Source organism: Streptomyces sp. H27-H5 (genome assembly GCF_026627505.1).
Taxonomy (GTDB): domain Bacteria; phylum Actinomycetota; class Actinomycetes; order Streptomycetales; family Streptomycetaceae; genus Streptomyces.
In genome coordinates this window covers 51,340-69,900 of the sequence record NZ_JAPNLK010000030.1, presented here as the reverse complement: position 1 = coordinate 69,900, position 18,561 = coordinate 51,340, and the positions used below count along the sequence as shown (strand labels likewise).

Sequence of the window (18,561 nt, the reverse complement as noted above, 5' to 3'; positions counted from 1 at the left end):
GGAAAGGCAGTAGCGCCATGAGCGTCAACGTCCGCATCCCCACCATCCTGCGCACCTACACCGGCGGTCAGGCCGAGGTGTCCGCCGAGGGCGCGACCCTCTCCGAGGTCATCGAGTCCCTGGAGAAGAGCCACCCGGGCATCGCCGCCCGCGTCCTGGACGACCAGGGCAAGCTGCGCCGCTTCGTGAACGTCTACGTCAACGACGACGACGTGCGCTTCGAGGGCGGGCTGCAGACGACGACGCCCGACGGCGCAGGCATCTCGATCATTCCGGCGGTCGCGGGCGGCTGCTGACCCGTCCCGGACTTCCACGACGGACTTCCGCGGGGACTTCCGCAGGCACCTCCCCCGAGGGCCGTCCGTCGACAAAGAGCAAACAGAATTGCCCCTTCCGCCGATAAGCGGAGGGGGCAATTCTGGTTGATTGGGCGCGGTAGAGTTGGGGAAGTCCCCTCCGCCGAACTTGCCCGCCGCATATGAGCGGGCCGCCGGATGGTTGACATTGAGTCAACATGCAAGCGCCGTATGGGGCTTTGGTGCCGAATGTCAGGCCCGAGTTGCCCGGCCCTATGCCAAATTTTCACTCTATTTCAATGTTTCCTCGTGTCCTGAATTCTCGTCGGAATGACCTGTTGCACACAGCACTGGTGCGGATACATTCAGCCGCGGTCGAGGCGTTCCGGCGCAAGTTCTGACCCGGGTCCGCGAAGTGCGGTCCTGCGCAAGGGCCAGTAATAGGGGAGTTAGGCATGGCTCAGGGCACCGTCAAGTGGTTCAACGCGGAGAAGGGCTACGGCTTCATCGCGGTCGACGGTGGTGCGGATGTGTTCGTCCACTACAGCGCCATCCAGATGGACGGGTACCGCACCCTTGAAGAGGGTCAGCGGGTCGAGTTCGAGATCTCGCAGGGCCAGAAGGGTCCGCAGGCGGACATGGTCAAGCTCGCACTCGGCTAGTCCCGGCGCGATCGACCACCGACGTACAGACAACGAGGGGCCCACATCCTGGACAAGGGATGTGGGCCCCTCGTGCGTGACCCCGTCCGACCGGCGCGTTCGCGGGGTGTTGACCGAAGCCGCTTGCACTCGCGGGGGTCGAGTGCTAATCATTGGCGTTAGCACTCTCCTGGTGAGAGTGCTACTCAACGAGGACCGGGCCGGTGAGGCTCGCAGGGTCCGGCGGGAAGGAACCGCCGGGCTCGCTGGCCGTCCGTCGCGGGCGCGGGCGCGGTCCGGAGCAATCCACCCCTGTCCGGGAGGACCACTTCAGATGGCCAAGATCATTGCGTTCAACGAGGAGGCCCGGCGCGGTCTCGAGCGTGGGATGAACCAGCTCGCCGACGCCGTCAAGGTCACCCTTGGCCCCAAGGGTCGCAACGTCGTCCTTGAGAAGAAGTGGGGCGCCCCCACGATCACCAACGATGGTGTCTCCATCGCCAAGGAGATCGAGCTCGAGGACCCGTACGAGAAGATCGGCGCCGAGCTGGTCAAGGAAGTCGCCAAGAAGACGGACGACGTCGCCGGCGACGGTACGACCACCGCCACCGTGCTCGCCCAGGCTCTCGTACGCGAGGGTCTGCGCAACGTGGCCGCCGGCGCCAACCCGATGGCCCTCAAGCGTGGCATCGAGAAGGCCGTCGAGGCCGTCTCCGCCGCCCTGCTCTCGCAGGCCAAGGACGTCGAGACCAAGGAGCAGATCGCTTCCACGGCCTCCATCTCCGCCGCCGACACCCAGATCGGCGAGCTCATCGCCGAGGCGATGGACAAGGTCGGCAAGGAAGGCGTCATCACCGTCGAGGAGTCGCAGACCTTCGGTCTGGAGCTCGAGCTCACCGAGGGCATGCGCTTCGACAAGGGCTACATCTCGGCGTACTTCGCCACCGACATGGAGCGCATGGAGTCGTCCCTCGACGACCCGTACATCCTGATCGTCAACTCCAAGATCGGCTCGGTCAAGGACCTGCTGCCGCTCCTGGAGAAGGTCATGCAGTCCGGCAAGCCGCTGCTGATCATCGCCGAGGACGTCGAGGGCGAGGCCCTGTCGACCCTGGTCGTCAACAAGATCCGCGGCACCTTCAAGTCCGTCGCCGTCAAGGCCCCGGGCTTCGGTGACCGTCGCAAGGCCATGCTCGGTGACATCGCCATCCTCACGGGCGGCACGGTCATCTCCGAGGAGGTCGGCCTCAAGCTGGAGAACGCCGGTCTCGACCTGCTGGGCCGCGCCCGCAAGGTCGTCATCACCAAGGACGAGACCACCATCGTCGACGGTGCCGGTGACAGCGACCAGGTCCAGGGTCGCGTCAACCAGATCCGCGCCGAGATCGAGAACTCCGACTCGGACTACGACCGCGAGAAGCTCCAGGAGCGCCTCGCGAAGCTGGCCGGCGGCGTGGCCGTCATCAAGGCCGGCGCCGCGACCGAGGTCGAGCTCAAGGAGCGCAAGCACCGCATCGAGGACGCCGTTCGCAACGCGAAGGCCGCCGTCGAAGAGGGCATCGTCGCCGGTGGTGGCGTGGCCCTCCTCCAGGCCTCCGCGGTCTTCGAGAAGCTGGAGCTCACGGGTGACGAGGCGACCGGCGCCAACGCCGTGCGCCTGGCCCTGGAGGCCCCGCTGAAGCAGATCGCCGTCAACGGTGGTCTCGAAGGCGGCGTCGTCGTCGAGAAGGTGCGCAACCTGCCCATCGGTCACGGCCTGAACGCCGCGACCGGCGAGTACGTCGACATGATCGCCGAGGGCATCATCGACCCGGCGAAGGTCACGCGCTCCGCGCTGCAGAACGCCGCGTCGATCGCCGCGCTGTTCCTGACGACCGAGGCCGTCATCGCCGACAAGCCCGAGAAGGCCGGTGCCCCCGCGGGCGGCGGCATGCCGGGCGGTGACATGGACTTCTGATCCGCCTCAGGCTGATCGGCAGTTCCGTTCGCGTTCCGAAGGCGGTACCCCTGTGGGGGTGCCGCCTTCGGGCGTTCCGCGAGACGGACGCGGGGGCGCCGGGAGCGCCGCGGGTGGTTGACTGGACGGATGACTGACGTGTTCATCAAGATCTGTGGGCTGCGGACCGCGCGGGACGTGGACACCGCCGTCGAGGCCGGGGCCGACGCGATCGGGTTCGTGTTCGCGCCCGGCAGCCCGCGTACGGTCGACGCCGCCGGCGCGCGCGAGCTCGCCGCCCGGGTGCCGGCCGGGGTCCTCACGGTCGGGGTGTTCCGCGGGCAGTCGGTGGAGGAGGTCCGGCGGCTGACGCGGGAGAGCGGGGTGCGCTCCGTACAACTGCACGGCGACGAGGGGCCCGAGTACTACGAGGAACTGCGCGCGCAGGGCCGGACGCTGATCCGGGCGACGGCCGCCGCCGTCGCCGCCGCGGGGGAGTACGGCGAGGACCTGCTGCTGATCGACGCCCCGGACCCGGGTTCGGGCAAGCCGTGGAACTGGGCCTCGGCGGAGTTCACCGCGCCCGAGGGCCGCTGGCTCCTGGCGGGCGGGCTGACCCCGGGCACCGTGCGCGAGGCGCTGCGGACGACCGGGGCGTGGGGCGTGGACGTGTCCAGCGGGGTGGAACGGGAGCGGGGGGTCAAGTCCCCTGAGCTGATCCGCGCGTTCATCGAGGCCGCGCGGGGCTGATCCGAGGCGGCGCACCCCGGCGCAGAACGTAGCCGAACGAAGTCGCGTGATTACTCTCGGCAAGATTTATGTGTGCGGGTGCAGGTCGGATGGGCATGCCACAGGCATGGACACGAACATGTTCGGATGGTTGCGGCGCCTGACCCGCCGCCTCGCCCCGGGGGACGGTGGCGGTGGTGCGGCGGTGTACTCGCCGCGCCGCGCCCCCGCCTTCACCGCCGACTTCGCCTCGCCCACCCAGTGGATCGCCGGCCGCTCCTGGGCCTATCCCAATGGCGGCCCGGTCAATCCGGGCGACAACAAGCTCGACCACCTCGTCTCCGACCCCTCCTACAGTCGCGGCGGCGTCTTCCGGGCCACGCGACGCCCCGACGGCAACTGGGACGCCGGGCTGCTCACCACGGAGGGCAGCGACGAAGGCTTCATGGTGCGCACCGGCGACGTGCTGGAGGCGCGGGTGAAGCTGCCGGCGGAGCGCGGGGCCTGGCCCGCCATCTGGACCTGGCGCGACGGCGGCCAGGAGATCGACGTCTTCGAGTACCACCCCGACAACCCCGACCTGCTGGAGCTGTCCAACCACGTCCGGGACGCGCACCGCTACCACCGCGACCCGTCGGTGCGGCCCGGCGCGTGGCTGGACCTGAAGGTCGAGTTCGGGCGCAACTCGGTGGTCTGGTGGGTCAACGGGGCCCGCGTCTTCAGCGACGGACGGGGCGTGGGCCGCTCCTGGCGCGCGTACCTCATCGTCAACCTGTCGGTGTGCGCGGGCCGGTACCACCCGGCGCCCGACCCCGGGGCCAGGGAGATGTCGTACGAGGTGTCGCAACTGCGGGTGTACCGGGGCTAGCCCCGCCCGGTGTCGGTCGGGGGTCGGGGGAGACCCCCTGACGGCAGGGCTTCGGCTCAGGCGTCCGTGCGCAGGCGGGCGTGCAGGTGCTCGTCGTGCCAGCCGTCCGCGTGGAGGAGGGCGCCCCGCATGGTGCCCTCCAGGGGGAAGCCCGCCCCGGTCGCGACGCGGCACGAGGCCGGGTTGGCCACGGAGTGGGTGATGCGCACGCGGTGCAGGCCGAGTTCCTCGAAGGCCCACCGGCCGACGCGTTCCGTCGCCGGGACCATGGCCCCCTTGCCGCGGCCCTCGGGCAGCAGCCAGTACAGGATTTCACCGCTTCCGCCCGCCAGGTCGAGGTCCCCGATGCCGATCAGGCCGACCGCCGGGGCGTCCTCGGGGGCGACGGCCCAGATCGCGGCCTGTTCGTTCCGCCAACGGGACCGGAACACGGCGACCTTCGCGACGGCTTCCGCTTCCGTCAGGGGGACGGTTCGGTTCCAGTGCACGATGTCCGGGTCCAGGCCGGCGGCGGTCAGGGCGGGCGCGTCCGACGGTTCCCAGGGGCGCAGGCGCAGTCCGCCGGGAAGCTCGAACGAGGGCTGCGTCAGGTCGCGCAGCCGGCCGGGCGGGACCACGGGGGGTATCGATTCGATCATCGGTCCATGATGCCGCCCGGGCGGGCCCGCCCGTCGGGTGGTGGTGCGGCCGGGGTCAGTGGGTGGGCGCGGGGACGGGTGTCGGGGCGTCCTGCGGGGCGGGCGCCGGTTCGGTGCCGGGTTCCGGGGAGGTGTTCAGCTCGGTCAGCATCTGCCGGGTGAAGCCGAAGAAGTACGTCGCGACGAAGCCCACCAGATAGCCCACGGCCAGTCCGCCGGCGTAGATCGCGATGGTCGCGCCCATCCCGGCCGTGCCGTCGAGCAGCGGGAACAGGGCCCAGCCGGACGGGCCGATCGCGGTGGAACCGAACGACGAGCCCAGCTGGTTGAAGAGGCCCACGAAGGCCCCGCCGGCCGCACCGCCCACGCAGGCGGTGACGAAGGGGCGGCCCAGCGGCAGCGAGACACCGTAGATCAGCGGCTCGCCGACGCCCAGGAAGCCGGCCGGGAGCGCCGACTTGATGGTCGTGCGGATCGACCGGTTGCGCGGGAGCCGGTAGTAGACCGCGATCGCCGCGCCGACCTGGCCCGCGCCCGCCATGGCGAGGATGGGCAGCAGGACGGTGTGTCCGGACTGCTGGATGAGGGTGGTGTGGATCGGGATCAGGGCCTGGTGCAGGCCCAGCATCACCAGCGGCAGGAAGAGCCCGCCGAGGACGAGGCCCGCGAAGGCGCCGCCGGTGGCGAGCAGCCAGTTGGCGAAGGAGCCGATCGCGGTGGAGACCTCGCCGGCGACGAACATCAGGCCGAAGAGGGTGACCAGGCCGGCGACCAGCACCGTGAGCGTCGGGGTGACCAGGACGTCCAGCGCCTCCGGCACCCACTTGCGGCACCACTTCTCCACTTGGACGGCGAGCAGGGCCGCCGCGAGCGCGCCGAGCACACCGCCCTGGCCGGGGGAGAGCTGCTGGCCGAACGCGTCGATCTTCGCGACGCCCGGGAAGACGATGATCGCGGCGACCGCGCCGCCGAGGATCGCGGTGCCGCCGAACTCCTTCGCGGTGTTGTAGCCGACGAACACCGCGATCAACGACATGAACCCGGACGCGATGGCCGCCAGGGCCGGGACGATGGTGGGGAGCCATCCCGCGTTCGTCAGCACGCCGTTCAGGCCGGCGATGATGCCGCAGCCGATCAGCGCGGGGATCAGCGGGACGAAGATGTTCGCGATCCGGCGCAGGAACAGCTTGAACGGCGTGGAGTTCCGCGCCGTGCGCGCGTCCTTCATCGCCGCGCCCTGGGCGGCCAGTTCGTCCGCCGTCACGGGGGCGGCCGGGGCGGCCGCCGAGCGGCCCTCCTCCACCAGCGCCTCGAACTCGGGCGTCACGCGGGCGACGGTGCCCGGGCCCAGGACGATCTGGTACGTGTCGTCCTCGACCACGCCCATCACACCGGGCACGGCCTCGAGTTCCTCGTCGCGGACCAGGGAACGGTCGCGCAGGCCGATGCGCAGCCGCGTCATGCAGTGCGCGATGGAGGTGATGTTGTCCGGGCCGCCGACCAGAGGAAGGATCGCGGCGGCCGTGGCGCGGTTCTTGTCAGTGGACATCGTGGTGTTCGCCTTGCTGCCGGGGGTCAGCGGGTCTGGGTGAGGGCGGCCCGGAGGTGGCCCTGGGAGGTGGTGAGGAGCGCGGCCGCGGTGGGGCCGTCGACCCCGCCGAGGATGACGAGGATGGCGTTCTTGACCTCGCCGTCGGTGGCGGTCAGCGCGGCCTCGATCTCCGTGTCGGACGCGCCGGTGGCGAGGGCGACGATGCGGCGGGAGCGGGCGCGCAGCTTCTCGTTAGAGGCGCGCACGTCGACCATGAGGTTCCCGTACGTCTTCCCGAGACGGATCATCGTCACGGTCGAGAGGAGGTTCAGTACGAGCTTCTGCGCGGTGCCCGCCTTGAGGCGGGTGGAGCCGGTGAGCAGCTCGGGTCCCACGACCACCTCGATGCCGTGCTCGGCGGCCGCGGCGAGCGCGGAGCCGGCGTTGCAGGACAGTCCGACGGTGAGCGCGCCGCGTGCGCGGGCGAACTCGACCGCGCCGACCGCGTACGGGGTGCGGCCGGAGGCGGAGATGCCGACGACGGTGTCGTCGGCGGTCAGCGCGAGGGCGGTCAGGTCCTCGGCGGCCAGTTCCTTGGAGTCCTCGGCGCCCTCGACGGCCTTGACCATCGCGGACGGGCCGCCCGCGATCAGGCCGATGACCTCGGACGGGTCCGTGTTGAAGGTGGGCGGGCACTCGCTGGCGTCCAGGACGCCCAGCCGGCCGGCGGTGCCGGCGCCCGCGTAGATCAACCGGCCGCCGCGGGCCATCCGGGGGGCGATCCCGTCGACGGCGGCGGCGATCCGCTCCAACTGGCCGGCGACGGCGGCCGGGACGCCGGCGTCCTCGGCGTTCATCACGCGGGCGATCTCAAGGGTGGACAGCCGGTCGATCTCGGCCAGTTCGGGGCGGAAGGCCTCGGTGGTCAAGGTGTCGAGCTGGGCGCGGAGTTCGGCGTACGCGGTCATGGGCGGGGGCTCCTAGCGGGTGGTGCGCCTACTGGTGGGGGCGGTGGCGGAGTGTCGGGGCGCGAGCGCCTCGTAGGAGGCGGCCAGGGCGGGTGCGGCGGTCTCGTACGTCTGCTGGGCGACTCCGACGAACAGGCAGTCCACGACGAGCAGTTGGCTGGTGCGGCTGGACATGGCCGCCGGGCGCAGCCGGCTCTCGCGGGCGGCGGAGGTGGCGAGCACGTGGTCGGCGTAGTGCGCGACGGGCGCGCCGGGGCGGCCGGTGACGGCGATGGTGGTCGCGCCGCGTTCGAAGGCCCGGCGCAGCGGCTCGATCACGTCACCGGTGGTGCCGGAGTGGGTGACGGCGACGGCGACGTCGCCGGGGCGCAGCAGGACGGCGTTGGTCACGGCGAGGTGGGGGTCGGTGTGGGCGTGCGCGATGAGGCCGATGCGCAGCAGTTTCTGCGCGAGGTCCTGGCCGACGAGGGAGGACGCGCCGACGCCGTACACGTCGATGCGGCGGGCCGTCGCGAGCGCGGTGACGGCCGCGGCCAGCTGCCCGAGGTCCAGGCCGGCGGCGGTGTCGGCGAGGGTCTGCGCCTCCTCGTGCGCGAGCTTCGCGACGACGTCGGCGATCGGGTCGTCGACCGCTATGTCCACGGTGACGGCGGGGGCCGCGCCGGACTCCTGCTGCGCGGCGAGCGCGGCGAGGGCCAGGCGCAGGTCGCGGTAGCCGGGGTAGCCGAGGAGGCGGGCGGTGCGCACGACGGTGGCCTCGCTGGTGCCGGTGTGCGCGGCGAGGGCGGAGACGGTGAGCCTGGCGCAGCCGGCGGGGTCGGAGGCGACGGCCTCGGCGACGGCCTGCATGGAGCGGGTCATGTGCGGGCCGAGGCTGCGGACGCGGGCGCGGAGTGCGGCCGGGGCGGGTGCCTCGACGGGGAGGGCCGGGGCGGGTGCGCCGGCGGCCGTGCCGGCGCCGGTCGCCGTGCGGGTCCCGGCGCGGTCCCCGGCGGTGGAAGTTTCTTTCACGTTTTCGCTCACGTCTGAAATCTATTTTCAGGCAGGGGTGCGGGTCAAGGCGCCATGAGGCGCCGGTTCCGCGGGACTTTCGCGACGAGGGCCGAGGGCCCTCGGTCCTCTTTGTCCGGGGGCCTTCGTTCCGGGACCGCCGCGGGTTCACAATGGGCGCATGGACCACGCGACCCCCCTGGAGCAGGCGCTGCACGCCGCCCGAGCCCTCGTACTGACCGATCTCGTCGCGGGCGACGTCGCCGAGGCCGATGTCGTCTCCCTCGTGGAGGACGCCGTCACGCACCGGCGCTGGTGGGTGGAGCAGTGGCCCGAGGGCGTCGACTTCCTCGCCGGCCTCGTCGCCCAGGACGTCCAGGACGCGCTGTTGGAGAAGTACGGCCGCTGGCCCCTGTGCCCCGTCTGCGCGCACGGTGAGCCGCACGCGCTGGACGTCGATCCGGAACTCGGCCCCGACCCGCACTGGGTGTGCTCCGAGGCGGGCGTCCGGGTGGCGGCCGTCGGCGGGCTCGCCCCCGTCTTCGGCCGGCGGTGAGCGGCCGGTGACGCTGTACATCGATCCGCCGACCTGGCCGGGGCACGGCCGGATGTGGTCGCACCTGGTCAGCGACGTCTCGTACGAGGAGCTCCACGCCTTCGCGGCGGCGATCGGCTGCCCGCCGAGGGCCTTCGAGCGGGACCACTACGACGTGCCCTCCTACCGGTACGCGGACGCGGTCGGGGCGGGCGCGGTGGAGATCGGCAGCAAGGAACTCGTCCGCCGGCTGACGTCGGCGGGCCTGCGCCGCCCGAAGGGACGCCCGGCGTAACGCGCCGGCGCCGCCGCAGGCCGGCCGGCGGAGCGGAAGTGGCCCGGAAACGGGGGTGCGTTTCCGGGCGGCCCGAGGGGACATCGGGGCCATCCCGGGGCATCGCGGGCGGGGTGTGGGACCGCCGCTGACCTGCGCACGGATCCCTCGTGGGCCCCTGGGAACCCGGGGCGGACCGGCTGTCGGCGCGGCGTGTTGGCGTCCGCCGATCAACCAATCTCTTGGGGGGAACTTTGCGAAGATTTTTGGGCGCCGGGATCGCGGCGACGCTGCTCGTCACCGGTGGCGTCGTGGGGGCGGGGACGGCCGTGGCGGCCGGGGACCCGACGTTCGAAGCGGCCCCGGAAAGAGCGTGAGACGGCCCCCGCCCCTCGTGGGCGGGGGCCGTCTCGCTGTCCGGGGCCGTGCGGCCTCAGTGGGTCCGGGCCGGCTGCGGTTCCGCGACGCTACCGGCGGCGGACGCGACGACCCGGGACGCGCGGACCGGCGTGCCCCCGCCGTCGCGCCGGTCCAGCCGCAGGGCGGCCACGGCCAGCCCGATCGCGGTGATCGTCATCGCCGCGCCCGCCCAGGCCGTGGCGGAGAAGCCGAGTCCGGCGTCGATGACGGTGCCGCCGAGCCAGGGGCCCCCGGTGTTGCCGAGGTTGAACGCGGCGGTGGTGGTGGCGCCCGCCAGGGTGGGGGCGGCGCCCGCGATGTTGAACATGCGGGCGTTCAGGGCCGGGGCCGTGAAGAACGCCGAGACGCCGAGCAGGAACGACAGCGCGATCGCCGCCACCTGTACGGAGGCCAGCAGGGCCAGGGCCGTCAGGAAGACCGTCGAGGCGGTGATGCCCCAGATCAGCACGCCGAACAGGTGCGCGTCGGCGACCCGCCCGCCGATGGTGGTGCCGATCAGCGCGCCCAGCCCGAAGAGGCCCAGGATCCACGGCACCCATCCGGAGTCCAGCCCGGCCACGTCCGTGAGCAGCGGCGACAGGTAGCTGAACGCGCAGAAGACGCCGCCGGCGGCGAGGGCGGTCATGCCGATGGACAGCCACACCTGGCGGTCCCGGTAGATCCGCAGCTCACTCTTGATCCGCGGCTTCTCGGCGGGCAGCGGGATCTTCGGGATCAGCGTCAGGATGCCGACGAGGGCGACCGCGGATGCGGCGCCGACCGACCAGAACGCGGAGCGCCAGCCCAGGGTCTCCCCGAGGAAGGCGCCGGCGGGCACGCCGAGGACGTTGGCGATGGACAGGCCGCCGATCATGACGGCCATCGCGCGGGCCCGCTGGTCCTTGTCGACCATGGCGATGGCGACGGCCGCGCCGACGGCCCAGAAGCCGGCGCAGGCGAGGGCGGAGACCACCCGGGAGGCGAAGAGGAGCTCGTACGAGGGGGCCAGCGCGCCCGCGACCTGGCCGAGCCCGAAGAGGCTGATCAGGGAGACGAGGGTGGTGCGGCGCGGCAGTCGCAGCGTGGCGACGGCCAGCAGCGGCGCCCCGATGACCATGCCGATCGCGAAGGCGGATATGAGCAGGCCCGCCTGCGGGATGCTGACGCCCATGTCCTCGGCGATGGGTGGCAGGAGCCCGGAGAGCATGAATTCGCTGGTCCCGAGGGCGAAGACGGAGAGGCCGAGGACGTAGACGGCGACGGGCATGCGGGATCGTGTGGAGTCTGCGGGCATGCCAGTCACAAACCACCGCGAACGTGCTCGCATTCCCCGGCGCCCTGTCGGCGCCCCGCCGGCCTCCCGTCGGCCCCTCTCAGCCCGGGTCGCCGAGGTCGGTGAGGGTGGCCAGCTCGGCGGCCAGGTTGCGGCGGGCCGGCGCCTCCCAGTGCGCGGCGCCGTACGGGGTGCGGAAGAGCCGGGGCAGGCCCAGCAACTGGCGCAGCACGGCGGCCCGGCCCTCGCGGAAGGCGTCGTCCGGCACGAACCCGTACTCGGCGCGCACGGCGGCGACGTACGCGGCGTACGCGTCGGGCTCCCCGGCCAGGACGGCGAGATCGGCGTCGCAGAGGACCTCGCCGTCGGCGTCCCCGGGGGCCGGGTCGTGGGTGACGGTGAGCCGGACCAGGCGGGCGACGGAGGCGGTGCGGTCGGCGTCGATGCCCAGCTCGGGCAGGGCGCGCTCGGCGAGGACGGCGCTGCGCTCCTCGTTCTCGGAGCGGTCCGGGCGGTAGACGGCGTCGTGGAACCACGCCGCGAGCTCCACGGCGGCGAGGTCGCGCGCGTGCGGTGCGAGGACGTCGATCCGCGCGAGGACGTCGGCCAGGTGCGCGGTGGTGTGGTAGCGCCGCTGGGGCTCCGCCCAGGCCGCGAGGAGGCGCTTCGCGTACGGGCCGGGGTCCGCGTCGGGCGCCGCACCGGAGGCGGTGACGGTGGCCTGCCAGCGGGCGCGGAGCGGGGCGGTGTCGGGCGGCGCGGTGTCGTGCGCCGGGTCAGGGGTCATGCGCACATTGTGCGGGTGGCGTGATGGTGCTGGTGAAGCGCGGGCCGAGGCCCGTACCCTGGATATTGGACTAGACCTATTTTTCATCTGGGTCGCATACGGGTCACATACGGGCAGTTCTCCGAAGGATGGATGGAATCGAATGAGCAACCGTGCGCTCCTGGAGGTGATCGCCCTCGACGCTGAGGACGCGATCGCCGCCCAGGCCGGTGGGGCGGACCGACTGGAGCTGGTCACCGACATGGCCGCCGACGGGCTCACGCCGCCGCGCGAGACCTTCGCGGCGATCCGGGCGGCGGTCGACATCCCGCTGCGCGTGATGATCCGCCGCACGGACGGCTTCGCGGCCGGACCGGTCGACCTCCTCGTCGAGCAGGCGCGGGCGCTGCGGGCCGAAGGGGCCCGGGAGTTCGTCCTCGGCTTCCTGAACCCGGACGGCAGCCCCGACCTCGCGGCCGTGGAAGCGGTCGTCTCGGAGCTGGACGGCTGCCCGTGGACCTTCCACCGGGCCATCGACCGGGCGGCCGACCGGGACCACCTGCGCAAGGAGCTCGCCGATCTGCCGGGCCTGGACACCTACCTCACCGCAGGCTCGGCGACGGGCGTCGACGCGGGCCTGCCGACGCTGCTGGCGGAGGCCGCGCGCGGCGGCGAGCCGGGCTACGGCGCGCGCATCCTGGTCGGCGGCGGTCTCACCCTGGCCCACCTGCCGGTGCTCCGCGAGGCGGGCGTCGACGCCTTCCACATCGGCGGCGCGGCCCGTCCCTCCGGGTGGGACCGGCCGGTCTCCCCGGCGGCGGTCGCGGAGTGGCGCACGGCGCTGGGCTGACCGCGGCGACCCGGGCCGGGGGCGGGCCATCGGCACGCGCCCCGGTCCCTGGTCCCGTGGCCCGGTCCCGTGGCCGGGCACGCGCCCCGAGGTCCCCGTGCCCCAGGGAGGGCCCGTCACGGAGCGGTCAGGGCCTCCGGGAGGGCGCCGGTCGTGTGGATCACCCGGAGTCCGGAGACCGCGCGGGTCAGGCACACGTACAGCCGCCGCAGCCCCGTCCGCTCGTCCGGTTCGCCGGAGACGACGGCCCCCGGCTCGTCCAGGACCACGTAGTCGTACTCCAGGCCCTTCGCCAGCGACGCCGGCACCAGCGTCAACCGGGACTGCGCCGTGGTCTCCTCACCGGGATCCAGGTACGGCATGTCCGCCGCCCGCAGGGCCTCCGCGAGCTCCGGGACGCGGGCGTCCGCCGCGATCAGGCCGATGGAGCCCTCGTGTGCGAAGGAGGCGCGGCAGGCGTCGAGGACCGCGGCCGTGAGGTCGGCGGGGCCGGCGGTCTCCTCGATCAGCAGGGACCCGGGGGTCTCGCGGACGGAGGAGACGGGGGCCAGGCCGGGGGAGATCGCCGGCAGCAGCCGCGAGGCGTACGCGATCACCTCGCGCGGCACGCGGAAGCCCGCCGTCAGCTCCTCCAGCACCGCCTCCGGCTTGCCCAGGTGGGTCAGCGCCTCGTCCCAACTGCGCGTGGCCCACGGGGTGGTGCCCTGCGCCAGGTCGCCGAGCACGGTCGCCGATCCGGTCGTGCAGCGCCGTCCGACCGCCCGGTACTGCATCGGCGACAGGTCCTGGGCCTCGTCGAGCACGACGTGGCCGAGCGAGTGCGTGCGCTCCACCAGGTCGGCCGCCTCGTCGATCAGGACCAGGTCGGACGCCGACCACTTCGCCGACTTCACGCCGCGGTACGGCTTCGACCACAGCAGCAGCTCCTGCTCCTCCTCCGACAGGATCCCGGCGGCGTGCTCCGCGAGGAACCCCGGGTCGGAGAGCAGCCGCAGCACCAGTCTCGCCGGCTCGACGAGCGGCCAGATCGCCTTCACCGCCGCCTTGACGGCCGCGTTCCGGGCCACCGCGTCCTGCACCCGGTCGTCCGGGGCCTCGCCCGCCTGCTCCATCCGTACGAGGATCGCGTGCGCGATCCGCTGGGGGAGCGCGTCACGGGCGGCGCCGTAGCGGATCTCCCGCTTCTGGAGCTCCTCGACGATCTCCGTGAGCTCGTACGCCGGCACCCGCCACCGGCGCGAGCCGCGGACCACCATCAGCGGCTCCTCGGGGCGGCTGACGTGGGAGTGGACCGCGTGGCGCAGCACCGACGCCATCCGGGCGTCGCCCTTGACCACGGCGGTGGCCGCGCTGTCGGTGCCGCGCACTTCCAGGCCGTCCCGCGAGACGAGGTCGTCGACGGTGCCCTGCTTGACCTCCAGCTCGCCCAGGGCCGGGAGCACCTGCTCGATGTAGTGCAGGAAGGACCGGTTCGGGCCGATGACGAGCGTGCCGGTGCGGGCGAGCCGGTCGCGGTGCGCGTACAGGAGGTACGCGACACGGTGCAGGCCGACGGCCGTCTTCCCGGTGCCGGGACCGCCCTGCACGCACACGGAGCCGGACAGGCCGGAGCGGACGATCTCGTCCTGCTCGGGCTGGATCGTGGCGACGATGTCCCGCATGGGGCCCACGCGCGGCCGCTCGATCTCCTGCTGGAGCAGTCGGCTGACGGCGGCCGCCTCGGCCGGGTCGGAGAGGTGCTCGTCCTCGTACGCGGTCAACGAGCCGCCGGTGTACCCGAAGCGGCGGCGCAGCGCGATGTCCTGCGGGTCGGCCTTGGAGGCCCGGTAGAACGGTTGGGAGACGGGCGCGCGCCAGTCGATCACCATCGGGTCGCCGTCGGCGTCGTGGACGTGCCGGCGGCCGATGTAGAACTGCTCGCCCTCCGCGCCCTCGGCGAGTTCGGCGCCCGGCGCGTGCAGGTAGTCGAGGCGGCCGAAGAAGAGCGGGGTGTGCGCGAGGTCGGCGAGGGCTTTGACCCGGTCGTCGATCTGGGCCTGGAGGACGATCGCGTTGACCCAGTTCGCGGTGACGTCGCGGATGTCGAGGGACTCCACGTCCTCGCGCATCGCGCGGAGCGCGGAGCGGGAGGCGGCGAGGTGTGCCTGTTCGCGGGCGAGGGGGTGCGCGGGGTCGGTTTCGACGGGGGCCCCGCCGGTTGCGGTGACGGTGGCGGGCTCGGGGGCGTGCGCGGGCACGGGACTGCCTCCAGCTACTGATCATCTGCGGCGATCGGAATGGACAGATGCCCGCCGGTTTCCGTGCGGCGGGCGGCTCTCCCCGGTGCGGCGGGAGGCGGCAAGAGCGGAGATTCTAGTCATGGTCGGGGTGGTGCGCGAACGGGTTTGGCGGGGTGGAGGTTTCCTCGCGGTCCGGCGCCCGTCCGGGTGTCATACCCGCGTGTGTCAGACCTCGGGTAGGGGGACTCAGGGGTGACCTGCGCCTTGAGGAGGACCCGGAGGCCCTGGTGATTCCGTCCCGCGGCCGATGTGACATCCGGGGAGAAAACGCATCATGGATACATGAGCACCGCAACCTTCACAGCGATCCGGGGCGGCCTCCCGAGCGGGGCCACCGCCACTTCCGATTCCCGTCCGCGCCTCGGCGTCGGCAGCCTCCTGCGCGCCGCCAAGGTCTTCGTCGCCACCGCGGTGAGCGTCGTCGTCCTGGGCGAGTACGCCGAGGACGCGGGCGTCATACGCCGCTGACGAGGGCGCCGCGCCTCGCCGGCGCGTCCGCGTACCCCGTCCCCTCGGCCCGGTTCCGACGGCTCGCCCGTACCGGGGCCGTGGCCTGATCCGACCGCGGCCCACCGCTGATCCACTAGGGTCACGCTTCGTGACCCGGAGTCCCGCCCCCGACCGCTTGCCGTCGTCTCTCGCCGGCGTGCTGGTGACGGGCTCGCTGCTCGCGCTGGGCGTGCTCTGCATCGCCTTGCGCGTCCCCATGGCCGACGCGCTCGCACGCGGTTTCTCCGCCGCCGAGTGGCATCCGCCGGCCGCCTATCCGCCGTTCGCGGCGATCCTGTTCACGCCGGCCGCCTGGCTGCCGACCGGTGTGCTGAGGGCCGTGCTCCTCCTCGGCAGCGCCGGGCTGCTCGCCCTGCTGATCCTGTTGTCGTGCCGTCTCGCGGGACTGCGCGCACGGCCGGGTCCGGTGTTGGCCGCGACCATCGCCGGGCTGTGGCTGGAGCCGCTGTTCCAGGCCCCGTTGCCCGGTCAGATCAACCTGGCGCTGGCCTGCCTCGCCGTCTGGGACCTGAGCCGCCCCCGCGCCGCGCTGGGCCGGGGGTTCGCGTTGGGCACCGCCGCGGGGATCACCCTGACCCCGGCGGTCCTCATCGCGTACCTGCTGCTGGCGGGCCGCGTCCGGACCGGCCTGACGGCTCTGGCCGCGTTCGCAGGTACGGCCCTGCTGGGCCTGCTCGTGTTCCCGCAGGCCTCCGCCGAGTTCTGGACCCGGCTCCTTTCCGCGACCGGCCGGGCCCTGCTGCCGGACTGGCCGCCCCTGTGGGTGTGGTGCGTCCCGCTGCTGGCGTACCTCGCGCGTACGGTCCGCCTGGCCCACCGGGAGCACCGCGCCCGCCGCGCCCGGGCCCACGACGAGATGCCGGGCGAGGTGTCGGGCGAGGCGCAGGAGCGGGTGCCCTGCCCGAGATCAGCCCTCGGGGAGGAGGATGTCCGCGTCGTCGAAGACCCGCAGCACCACGAGCAGCAGACGCCCGCGCGACACCATGTACTCCGCCACGATCTGTGACGTCAGCCGGATCTCACGGTCCTGTTCGCCCGCGCCTATCGGCCGGGACAACTCCGTGTAGGGGTCACGCGCCAGTATGTCGAGGGCCTTGTCGAAGGACGCCCGGCGCGGTGGGTCCAGCCGGTCCCGGTCGCGGCCCGCCGACTCCGTGAAGAGGACTTCGTAGATCTCCTGGTGCGCCATGCGTCTCTCCTTGCCCGGGCGGGTCACTTCCAGCGTAGTGCCCCGCCCCGACCCCCCTCAGTCGTTGGTCAGGAGCTCGTCGGCGTCCATGATCCGGTACGCGTAGCCCTGTTCGGCCAGGAAGCGCTGGCGGTGTGCGGCGAAGTCCTGGTCGATCGTGTCGCGGGCGACGACCGAGTAGAAGCGCGCCTCGTGGCCGTCGGCCTTCGGGCGCAGCACGCGGCCGAGGCGCTGTGCCTCCTCCTGCCGGGAGCCGAAGGTCCCGGACACCTGGATGGCGACCGTCGCCTCGGGCAGGTCGATGGAGAAGTTCGCGACCTTGGAGACGACGAGGACGCTGATCTCGCCCTCGCGGAAGGCGTTGAAGAGCTTCTCGCGCTGCGCGTTGGAGGTCTCGCCCTTGATGACGGGCGCGTCCAGGTGCTCGCCGAGTTCGTCGAGCTGGTCGATGTACTGCCCGATGACCAGCGTCTGCTCGCCCTGGTGCTTGCGCACCAGCGCCTCGGTGACCTTCCGCTTCGTGGCCGTCGTCGCGCAGAAGCGGTACTTCTCCTCCGTCTCGGCGGTGGCGTACGCGAGCCGCTCGGAGTCGGTGAGGTTGACGCGCACCTCGACGCAGTCCGCCGGGGCGATGTAGCCCTGCGCCTCGATCTCCTTCCAGGGTGCGTCGAACCGCTTGGGCCCGATCAGCGAGAACACGTCGGACTCGCGCCCGTCCTCGCGCACCAGCGTCGCCGTCAGTCCGAGGCGACGGCGGGCCTGGAGGTCGGCGGTGAACTTGAAGACCGGCGCGGGCAGCAGGTGCACCTCGTCGTAGAGGATCAGGCCCCAGTCCCGGGAGTCGAAGAGCTCCAGGTGCGGGTAGACGCCCTTCCGCTTCGTCGTCAGCACCTGGTACGTGGCGATCGTGACGGGACGGATCTCCTTGCGGGTGCCGGAGTACTCGCCGATCTCCTCCTCCGTCAGGGTCGTCCGCTTGATCAGCTCGTGCTTCCACTGGCGGGCGGAGACGGTGTTCGTGACCAGGATCAGCGTGGTTGCCTTGGCCATCGCCATGGCACCGGCGCCGACCAGCGTCTTGCCGGCACCACAGGGCAGCACGACCACGCCGGAGCCGCCGTGCCAGAAGCCCTCGACGGCCTGCTGCTGGTACGGGCGCAGGGCCCAGCCGTCCTCGACCAGGTCGATCTGGTGCGCCTCGCCGTCGACGTACCCGGCGAGGTCCTCGGCCGGCCATCCCAGCTTGAGCAGGGTCTGCTTGATCTGCCCGCGCTCGGAGGGGTGGACCGCCACGGTGTCCGGGTCGAGCCGGGCGCCGACGAGCGGGATGATCCGCTTGGACCGGAGGATCTCCTCCAGCACGGGCCGGTCGGTGCTGGTGAGGACCAGGCCGTGGACGGGGTGCTTGGAGAGGGTGAGCCGGCCGTAGCGGGCCATGGTCTCGGCGACGTCGACGAGCAGGGCGTGCGGGACGGGGTAGCGGGAGAACTCCACGAGCGCGTCGACGACCTGCTCGGCGTCGTGCCCCGCGGCGCGGGCGTTCCACAGCCCGAGCGGGGTGATCCGGTACGTGTGGATGTGCTCGGGGGCCCGCTCCAGCTCGGCGAACGGGGCGATGGCCCGGCGCGCGGCGCCGGCGAGCTCGTGGTCGACCTCGAGAAGGAGTGTCTTGTCGCTCTGGACGATGAGAGGCCCGTTCACAGAGGTCCCTTCCGGTGGTGGCGACCGCCCGAACGCGGACGGCCAAACCTCCAGTCTGCCGCATCGCTCCGCGGGCGGGGTGGTTCTGGGGCCGACGGACCGGGACGTGGCCCGCGAGCCCGCCCCCCGGCACCGCGGGCTCCGGACCGGGCGGGGGCAGCCGGCGGGTACGTCCGGTGCCGGGGCGG

Annotated in this window: 19 protein-coding genes; 10 read left to right on the top strand and 9 right to left on the bottom strand. The window is 72.6% G+C overall.

The window, feature by feature from the left end:
* Positions 1 to 17 precede the first annotated feature (17 nt).
* The 5 genes from OTB19_RS17155 to OTB19_RS17135 all read left to right on the top strand — a co-directional run bounded on the left by OTB19_RS17155 (position 18) and on the right by OTB19_RS17135 (position 4,470).
* Entirely contained in the window at positions 18 to 296 is a 279-nt protein-coding gene (locus OTB19_RS17155) for a ubiquitin-like small modifier protein 1 (RefSeq protein WP_267799108.1), read from the top strand.
* 455 nt (positions 297 to 751) lie between these two features.
* Positions 752 to 958 (top strand): cold-shock protein, encoded by a 207-nt coding sequence (locus OTB19_RS17150; protein WP_030009783.1) that lies wholly within the window; start codon positions 752 to 754, stop codon positions 956 to 958.
* A 313-nt stretch (positions 959 to 1,271) separates the two neighbouring features.
* Complete coding sequence (gene groL / locus OTB19_RS17145) at positions 1,272 to 2,894, top strand: chaperonin GroEL (RefSeq protein ID WP_053681120.1); 1,623 nt, start codon at positions 1,272 to 1,274, stop codon at positions 2,892 to 2,894.
* Positions 2,895 to 3,023: 129 nt separating this feature from the next.
* The gene (locus tag OTB19_RS17140) at positions 3,024 to 3,623 is read left to right on the top strand and encodes a phosphoribosylanthranilate isomerase (RefSeq protein ID WP_267799107.1); all 600 of its coding nucleotides are present in this window, start codon (positions 3,024 to 3,026) and stop codon (positions 3,621 to 3,623) included.
* Positions 3,624 to 3,729: 106 nt separating this feature from the next.
* On the top strand, positions 3,730 to 4,470 hold the full coding sequence (locus tag OTB19_RS17135; protein ID WP_267799106.1) for a family 16 glycosylhydrolase: 741 nt from the start codon (positions 3,730 to 3,732) through the stop codon (positions 4,468 to 4,470).
* A 56-nt stretch (positions 4,471 to 4,526) separates the two neighbouring features.
* Here OTB19_RS17135 and OTB19_RS17130 read toward each other — a convergent pair whose 3' ends face one another.
* The 4 genes from OTB19_RS17130 to OTB19_RS17115 are packed head-to-tail and all read right to left on the bottom strand — an operon-like array spanning position 4,527 to position 8,630.
* Positions 4,527 to 5,108, bottom strand: a complete 582-nt coding sequence (locus OTB19_RS17130) for a GNAT family N-acetyltransferase (RefSeq protein WP_267799105.1) — start codon at positions 5,106 to 5,108, stop codon at positions 4,527 to 4,529.
* Between the two features lie 55 nt (positions 5,109 to 5,163).
* Positions 5,164 to 6,657 carry a PTS transporter subunit EIIC gene (locus OTB19_RS17125; protein WP_267799104.1) on the bottom strand — a complete coding sequence of 498 codons (1,494 nt, stop codon included), beginning with the start codon at positions 6,655 to 6,657 and terminating at the stop codon, positions 5,164 to 5,166.
* Between the two features lie 26 nt (positions 6,658 to 6,683).
* Positions 6,684 to 7,607, bottom strand: coding sequence for an N-acetylmuramic acid 6-phosphate etherase (gene murQ, locus OTB19_RS17120; RefSeq protein ID WP_267799103.1), 924 nt, complete (start codon positions 7,605 to 7,607; stop codon positions 6,684 to 6,686).
* 12 nt (positions 7,608 to 7,619) lie between these two features.
* Positions 7,620 to 8,630, bottom strand: coding sequence for a MurR/RpiR family transcriptional regulator (locus tag OTB19_RS17115; protein WP_267799102.1), 1,011 nt, complete (start codon positions 8,628 to 8,630; stop codon positions 7,620 to 7,622).
* A 148-nt stretch (positions 8,631 to 8,778) separates the two neighbouring features.
* On the opposite strand from OTB19_RS17115, the gene OTB19_RS17110 reads away from it, so the two are divergent.
* Together OTB19_RS17110 and OTB19_RS17105 are read left to right on the top strand one after the other, a co-directional pair.
* Positions 8,779 to 9,153 (top strand): hypothetical protein, encoded by a 375-nt coding sequence (locus tag OTB19_RS17110; protein WP_267799101.1) that lies wholly within the window; start codon positions 8,779 to 8,781, stop codon positions 9,151 to 9,153.
* A gap of 7 nt (positions 9,154 to 9,160) precedes the next feature.
* Positions 9,161 to 9,427, top strand: a complete 267-nt coding sequence (locus OTB19_RS17105; protein ID WP_267799100.1) for a DUF4031 domain-containing protein — start codon at positions 9,161 to 9,163, stop codon at positions 9,425 to 9,427.
* 412 nt (positions 9,428 to 9,839) lie between these two features.
* On the opposite strand, the gene OTB19_RS17100 is transcribed toward OTB19_RS17105, so the two are convergent.
* Complete coding sequence (locus OTB19_RS17100; RefSeq protein ID WP_267799099.1) at positions 9,840 to 11,072, bottom strand: Cmx/CmrA family chloramphenicol efflux MFS transporter; 1,233 nt, start codon at positions 11,070 to 11,072, stop codon at positions 9,840 to 9,842.
* A 106-nt stretch (positions 11,073 to 11,178) separates the two neighbouring features.
* On the bottom strand, positions 11,179 to 11,865 hold the full coding sequence (locus tag OTB19_RS17095) for a hypothetical protein (RefSeq protein ID WP_267799098.1): 687 nt from the start codon (positions 11,863 to 11,865) through the stop codon (positions 11,179 to 11,181).
* A 142-nt stretch (positions 11,866 to 12,007) separates the two neighbouring features.
* Between OTB19_RS17095 and OTB19_RS17090 the strand changes: the two genes are divergently transcribed.
* Positions 12,008 to 12,694 (top strand): copper homeostasis protein CutC, encoded by a 687-nt coding sequence (locus OTB19_RS17090; RefSeq protein WP_267799097.1) that lies wholly within the window; start codon positions 12,008 to 12,010, stop codon positions 12,692 to 12,694.
* 116 nt (positions 12,695 to 12,810) lie between these two features.
* Here the strand turns inward: OTB19_RS17090 and OTB19_RS17085 are convergent, their stop codons facing one another.
* The gene (locus OTB19_RS17085; protein ID WP_420716850.1) at positions 12,811 to 14,931 is read right to left on the bottom strand and encodes a HelD family protein; all 2,121 of its coding nucleotides are present in this window, start codon (positions 14,929 to 14,931) and stop codon (positions 12,811 to 12,813) included.
* A gap of 324 nt (positions 14,932 to 15,255) precedes the next feature.
* On the opposite strand from OTB19_RS17085, the gene OTB19_RS17080 reads away from it, so the two are divergent.
* Both OTB19_RS17080 and OTB19_RS17075 read left to right on the top strand, forming a co-directional pair.
* Entirely contained in the window at positions 15,256 to 15,441 is a 186-nt protein-coding gene (locus tag OTB19_RS17080; RefSeq protein WP_267799096.1) for a hypothetical protein, read from the top strand.
* 130 nt (positions 15,442 to 15,571) lie between these two features.
* Positions 15,572 to 16,489 carry a glycosyltransferase family 87 protein gene (locus OTB19_RS17075; RefSeq protein ID WP_267799095.1) on the top strand — a complete coding sequence of 306 codons (918 nt, stop codon included), beginning with the start codon at positions 15,572 to 15,574 and terminating at the stop codon, positions 16,487 to 16,489.
* On the opposite strand, the gene OTB19_RS17070 is transcribed toward OTB19_RS17075, so the two are convergent.
* Both OTB19_RS17070 and OTB19_RS17065 read right to left on the bottom strand, forming a co-directional pair.
* Positions 16,391 to 16,672 carry a type II toxin-antitoxin system RelE family toxin gene (locus OTB19_RS17070; RefSeq protein WP_053681095.1) on the bottom strand — a complete coding sequence of 94 codons (282 nt, stop codon included), beginning with the start codon at positions 16,670 to 16,672 and terminating at the stop codon, positions 16,391 to 16,393. The genes OTB19_RS17075 and OTB19_RS17070 overlap by 99 nt on opposite strands.
* Before the next feature lie 57 nt (positions 16,673 to 16,729).
* A complete protein-coding gene (locus OTB19_RS17065) occupies positions 16,730 to 18,373 on the bottom strand; it encodes a DNA repair helicase XPB (protein WP_267799094.1) in 1,644 nt (547 codons plus the stop codon).
* Positions 18,374 to 18,561 lie beyond the last annotated feature (188 nt).

What these genes read in the sequence shown, in the direction of transcription:
- OTB19_RS17155 (WP_267799108.1), top strand. Translation starts at nt 18, where the DNA reads ATGAGCGTCAACGTCCGCATCCCCACCATCCTGCGCACCTACACCGGC.
- OTB19_RS17130 (WP_267799105.1), bottom strand. Translation starts at nt 5,108, where the DNA reads ATGATCGAATCGATACCCCCCGTGGTCCCGCCCGGCCGGCTGCGCGAC.
- groL (WP_053681120.1), top strand. Translation starts at nt 1,272, where the DNA reads ATGGCCAAGATCATTGCGTTCAACGAGGAGGCCCGGCGCGGTCTCGAG.
- OTB19_RS17140 (WP_267799107.1), top strand. Translation starts at nt 3,024, where the DNA reads ATGACTGACGTGTTCATCAAGATCTGTGGGCTGCGGACCGCGCGGGAC.
- OTB19_RS17125 (WP_267799104.1), bottom strand. Translation starts at nt 6,657, where the DNA reads ATGTCCACTGACAAGAACCGCGCCACGGCCGCCGCGATCCTTCCTCTG.
- OTB19_RS17150 (WP_030009783.1), top strand. Translation starts at nt 752, where the DNA reads ATGGCTCAGGGCACCGTCAAGTGGTTCAACGCGGAGAAGGGCTACGGC.
- OTB19_RS17070 (WP_053681095.1), bottom strand. Translation starts at nt 16,672, where the DNA reads ATGGCGCACCAGGAGATCTACGAAGTCCTCTTCACGGAGTCGGCGGGC.
- OTB19_RS17090 (WP_267799097.1), top strand. Translation starts at nt 12,008, where the DNA reads ATGAGCAACCGTGCGCTCCTGGAGGTGATCGCCCTCGACGCTGAGGAC.
- OTB19_RS17095 (WP_267799098.1), bottom strand. Translation starts at nt 11,865, where the DNA reads ATGACCCCTGACCCGGCGCACGACACCGCGCCGCCCGACACCGCCCCG.
- OTB19_RS17080 (WP_267799096.1), top strand. Translation starts at nt 15,256, where the DNA reads ATGAGCACCGCAACCTTCACAGCGATCCGGGGCGGCCTCCCGAGCGGG.
- OTB19_RS17100 (WP_267799099.1), bottom strand. Translation starts at nt 11,072, where the DNA reads ATGCCCGTCGCCGTCTACGTCCTCGGCCTCTCCGTCTTCGCCCTCGGG.
- OTB19_RS17135 (WP_267799106.1), top strand. Translation starts at nt 3,730, where the DNA reads ATGGACACGAACATGTTCGGATGGTTGCGGCGCCTGACCCGCCGCCTC.
- OTB19_RS17110 (WP_267799101.1), top strand. Translation starts at nt 8,779, where the DNA reads ATGGACCACGCGACCCCCCTGGAGCAGGCGCTGCACGCCGCCCGAGCC.
- murQ (WP_267799103.1), bottom strand. Translation starts at nt 7,607, where the DNA reads ATGACCGCGTACGCCGAACTCCGCGCCCAGCTCGACACCTTGACCACC.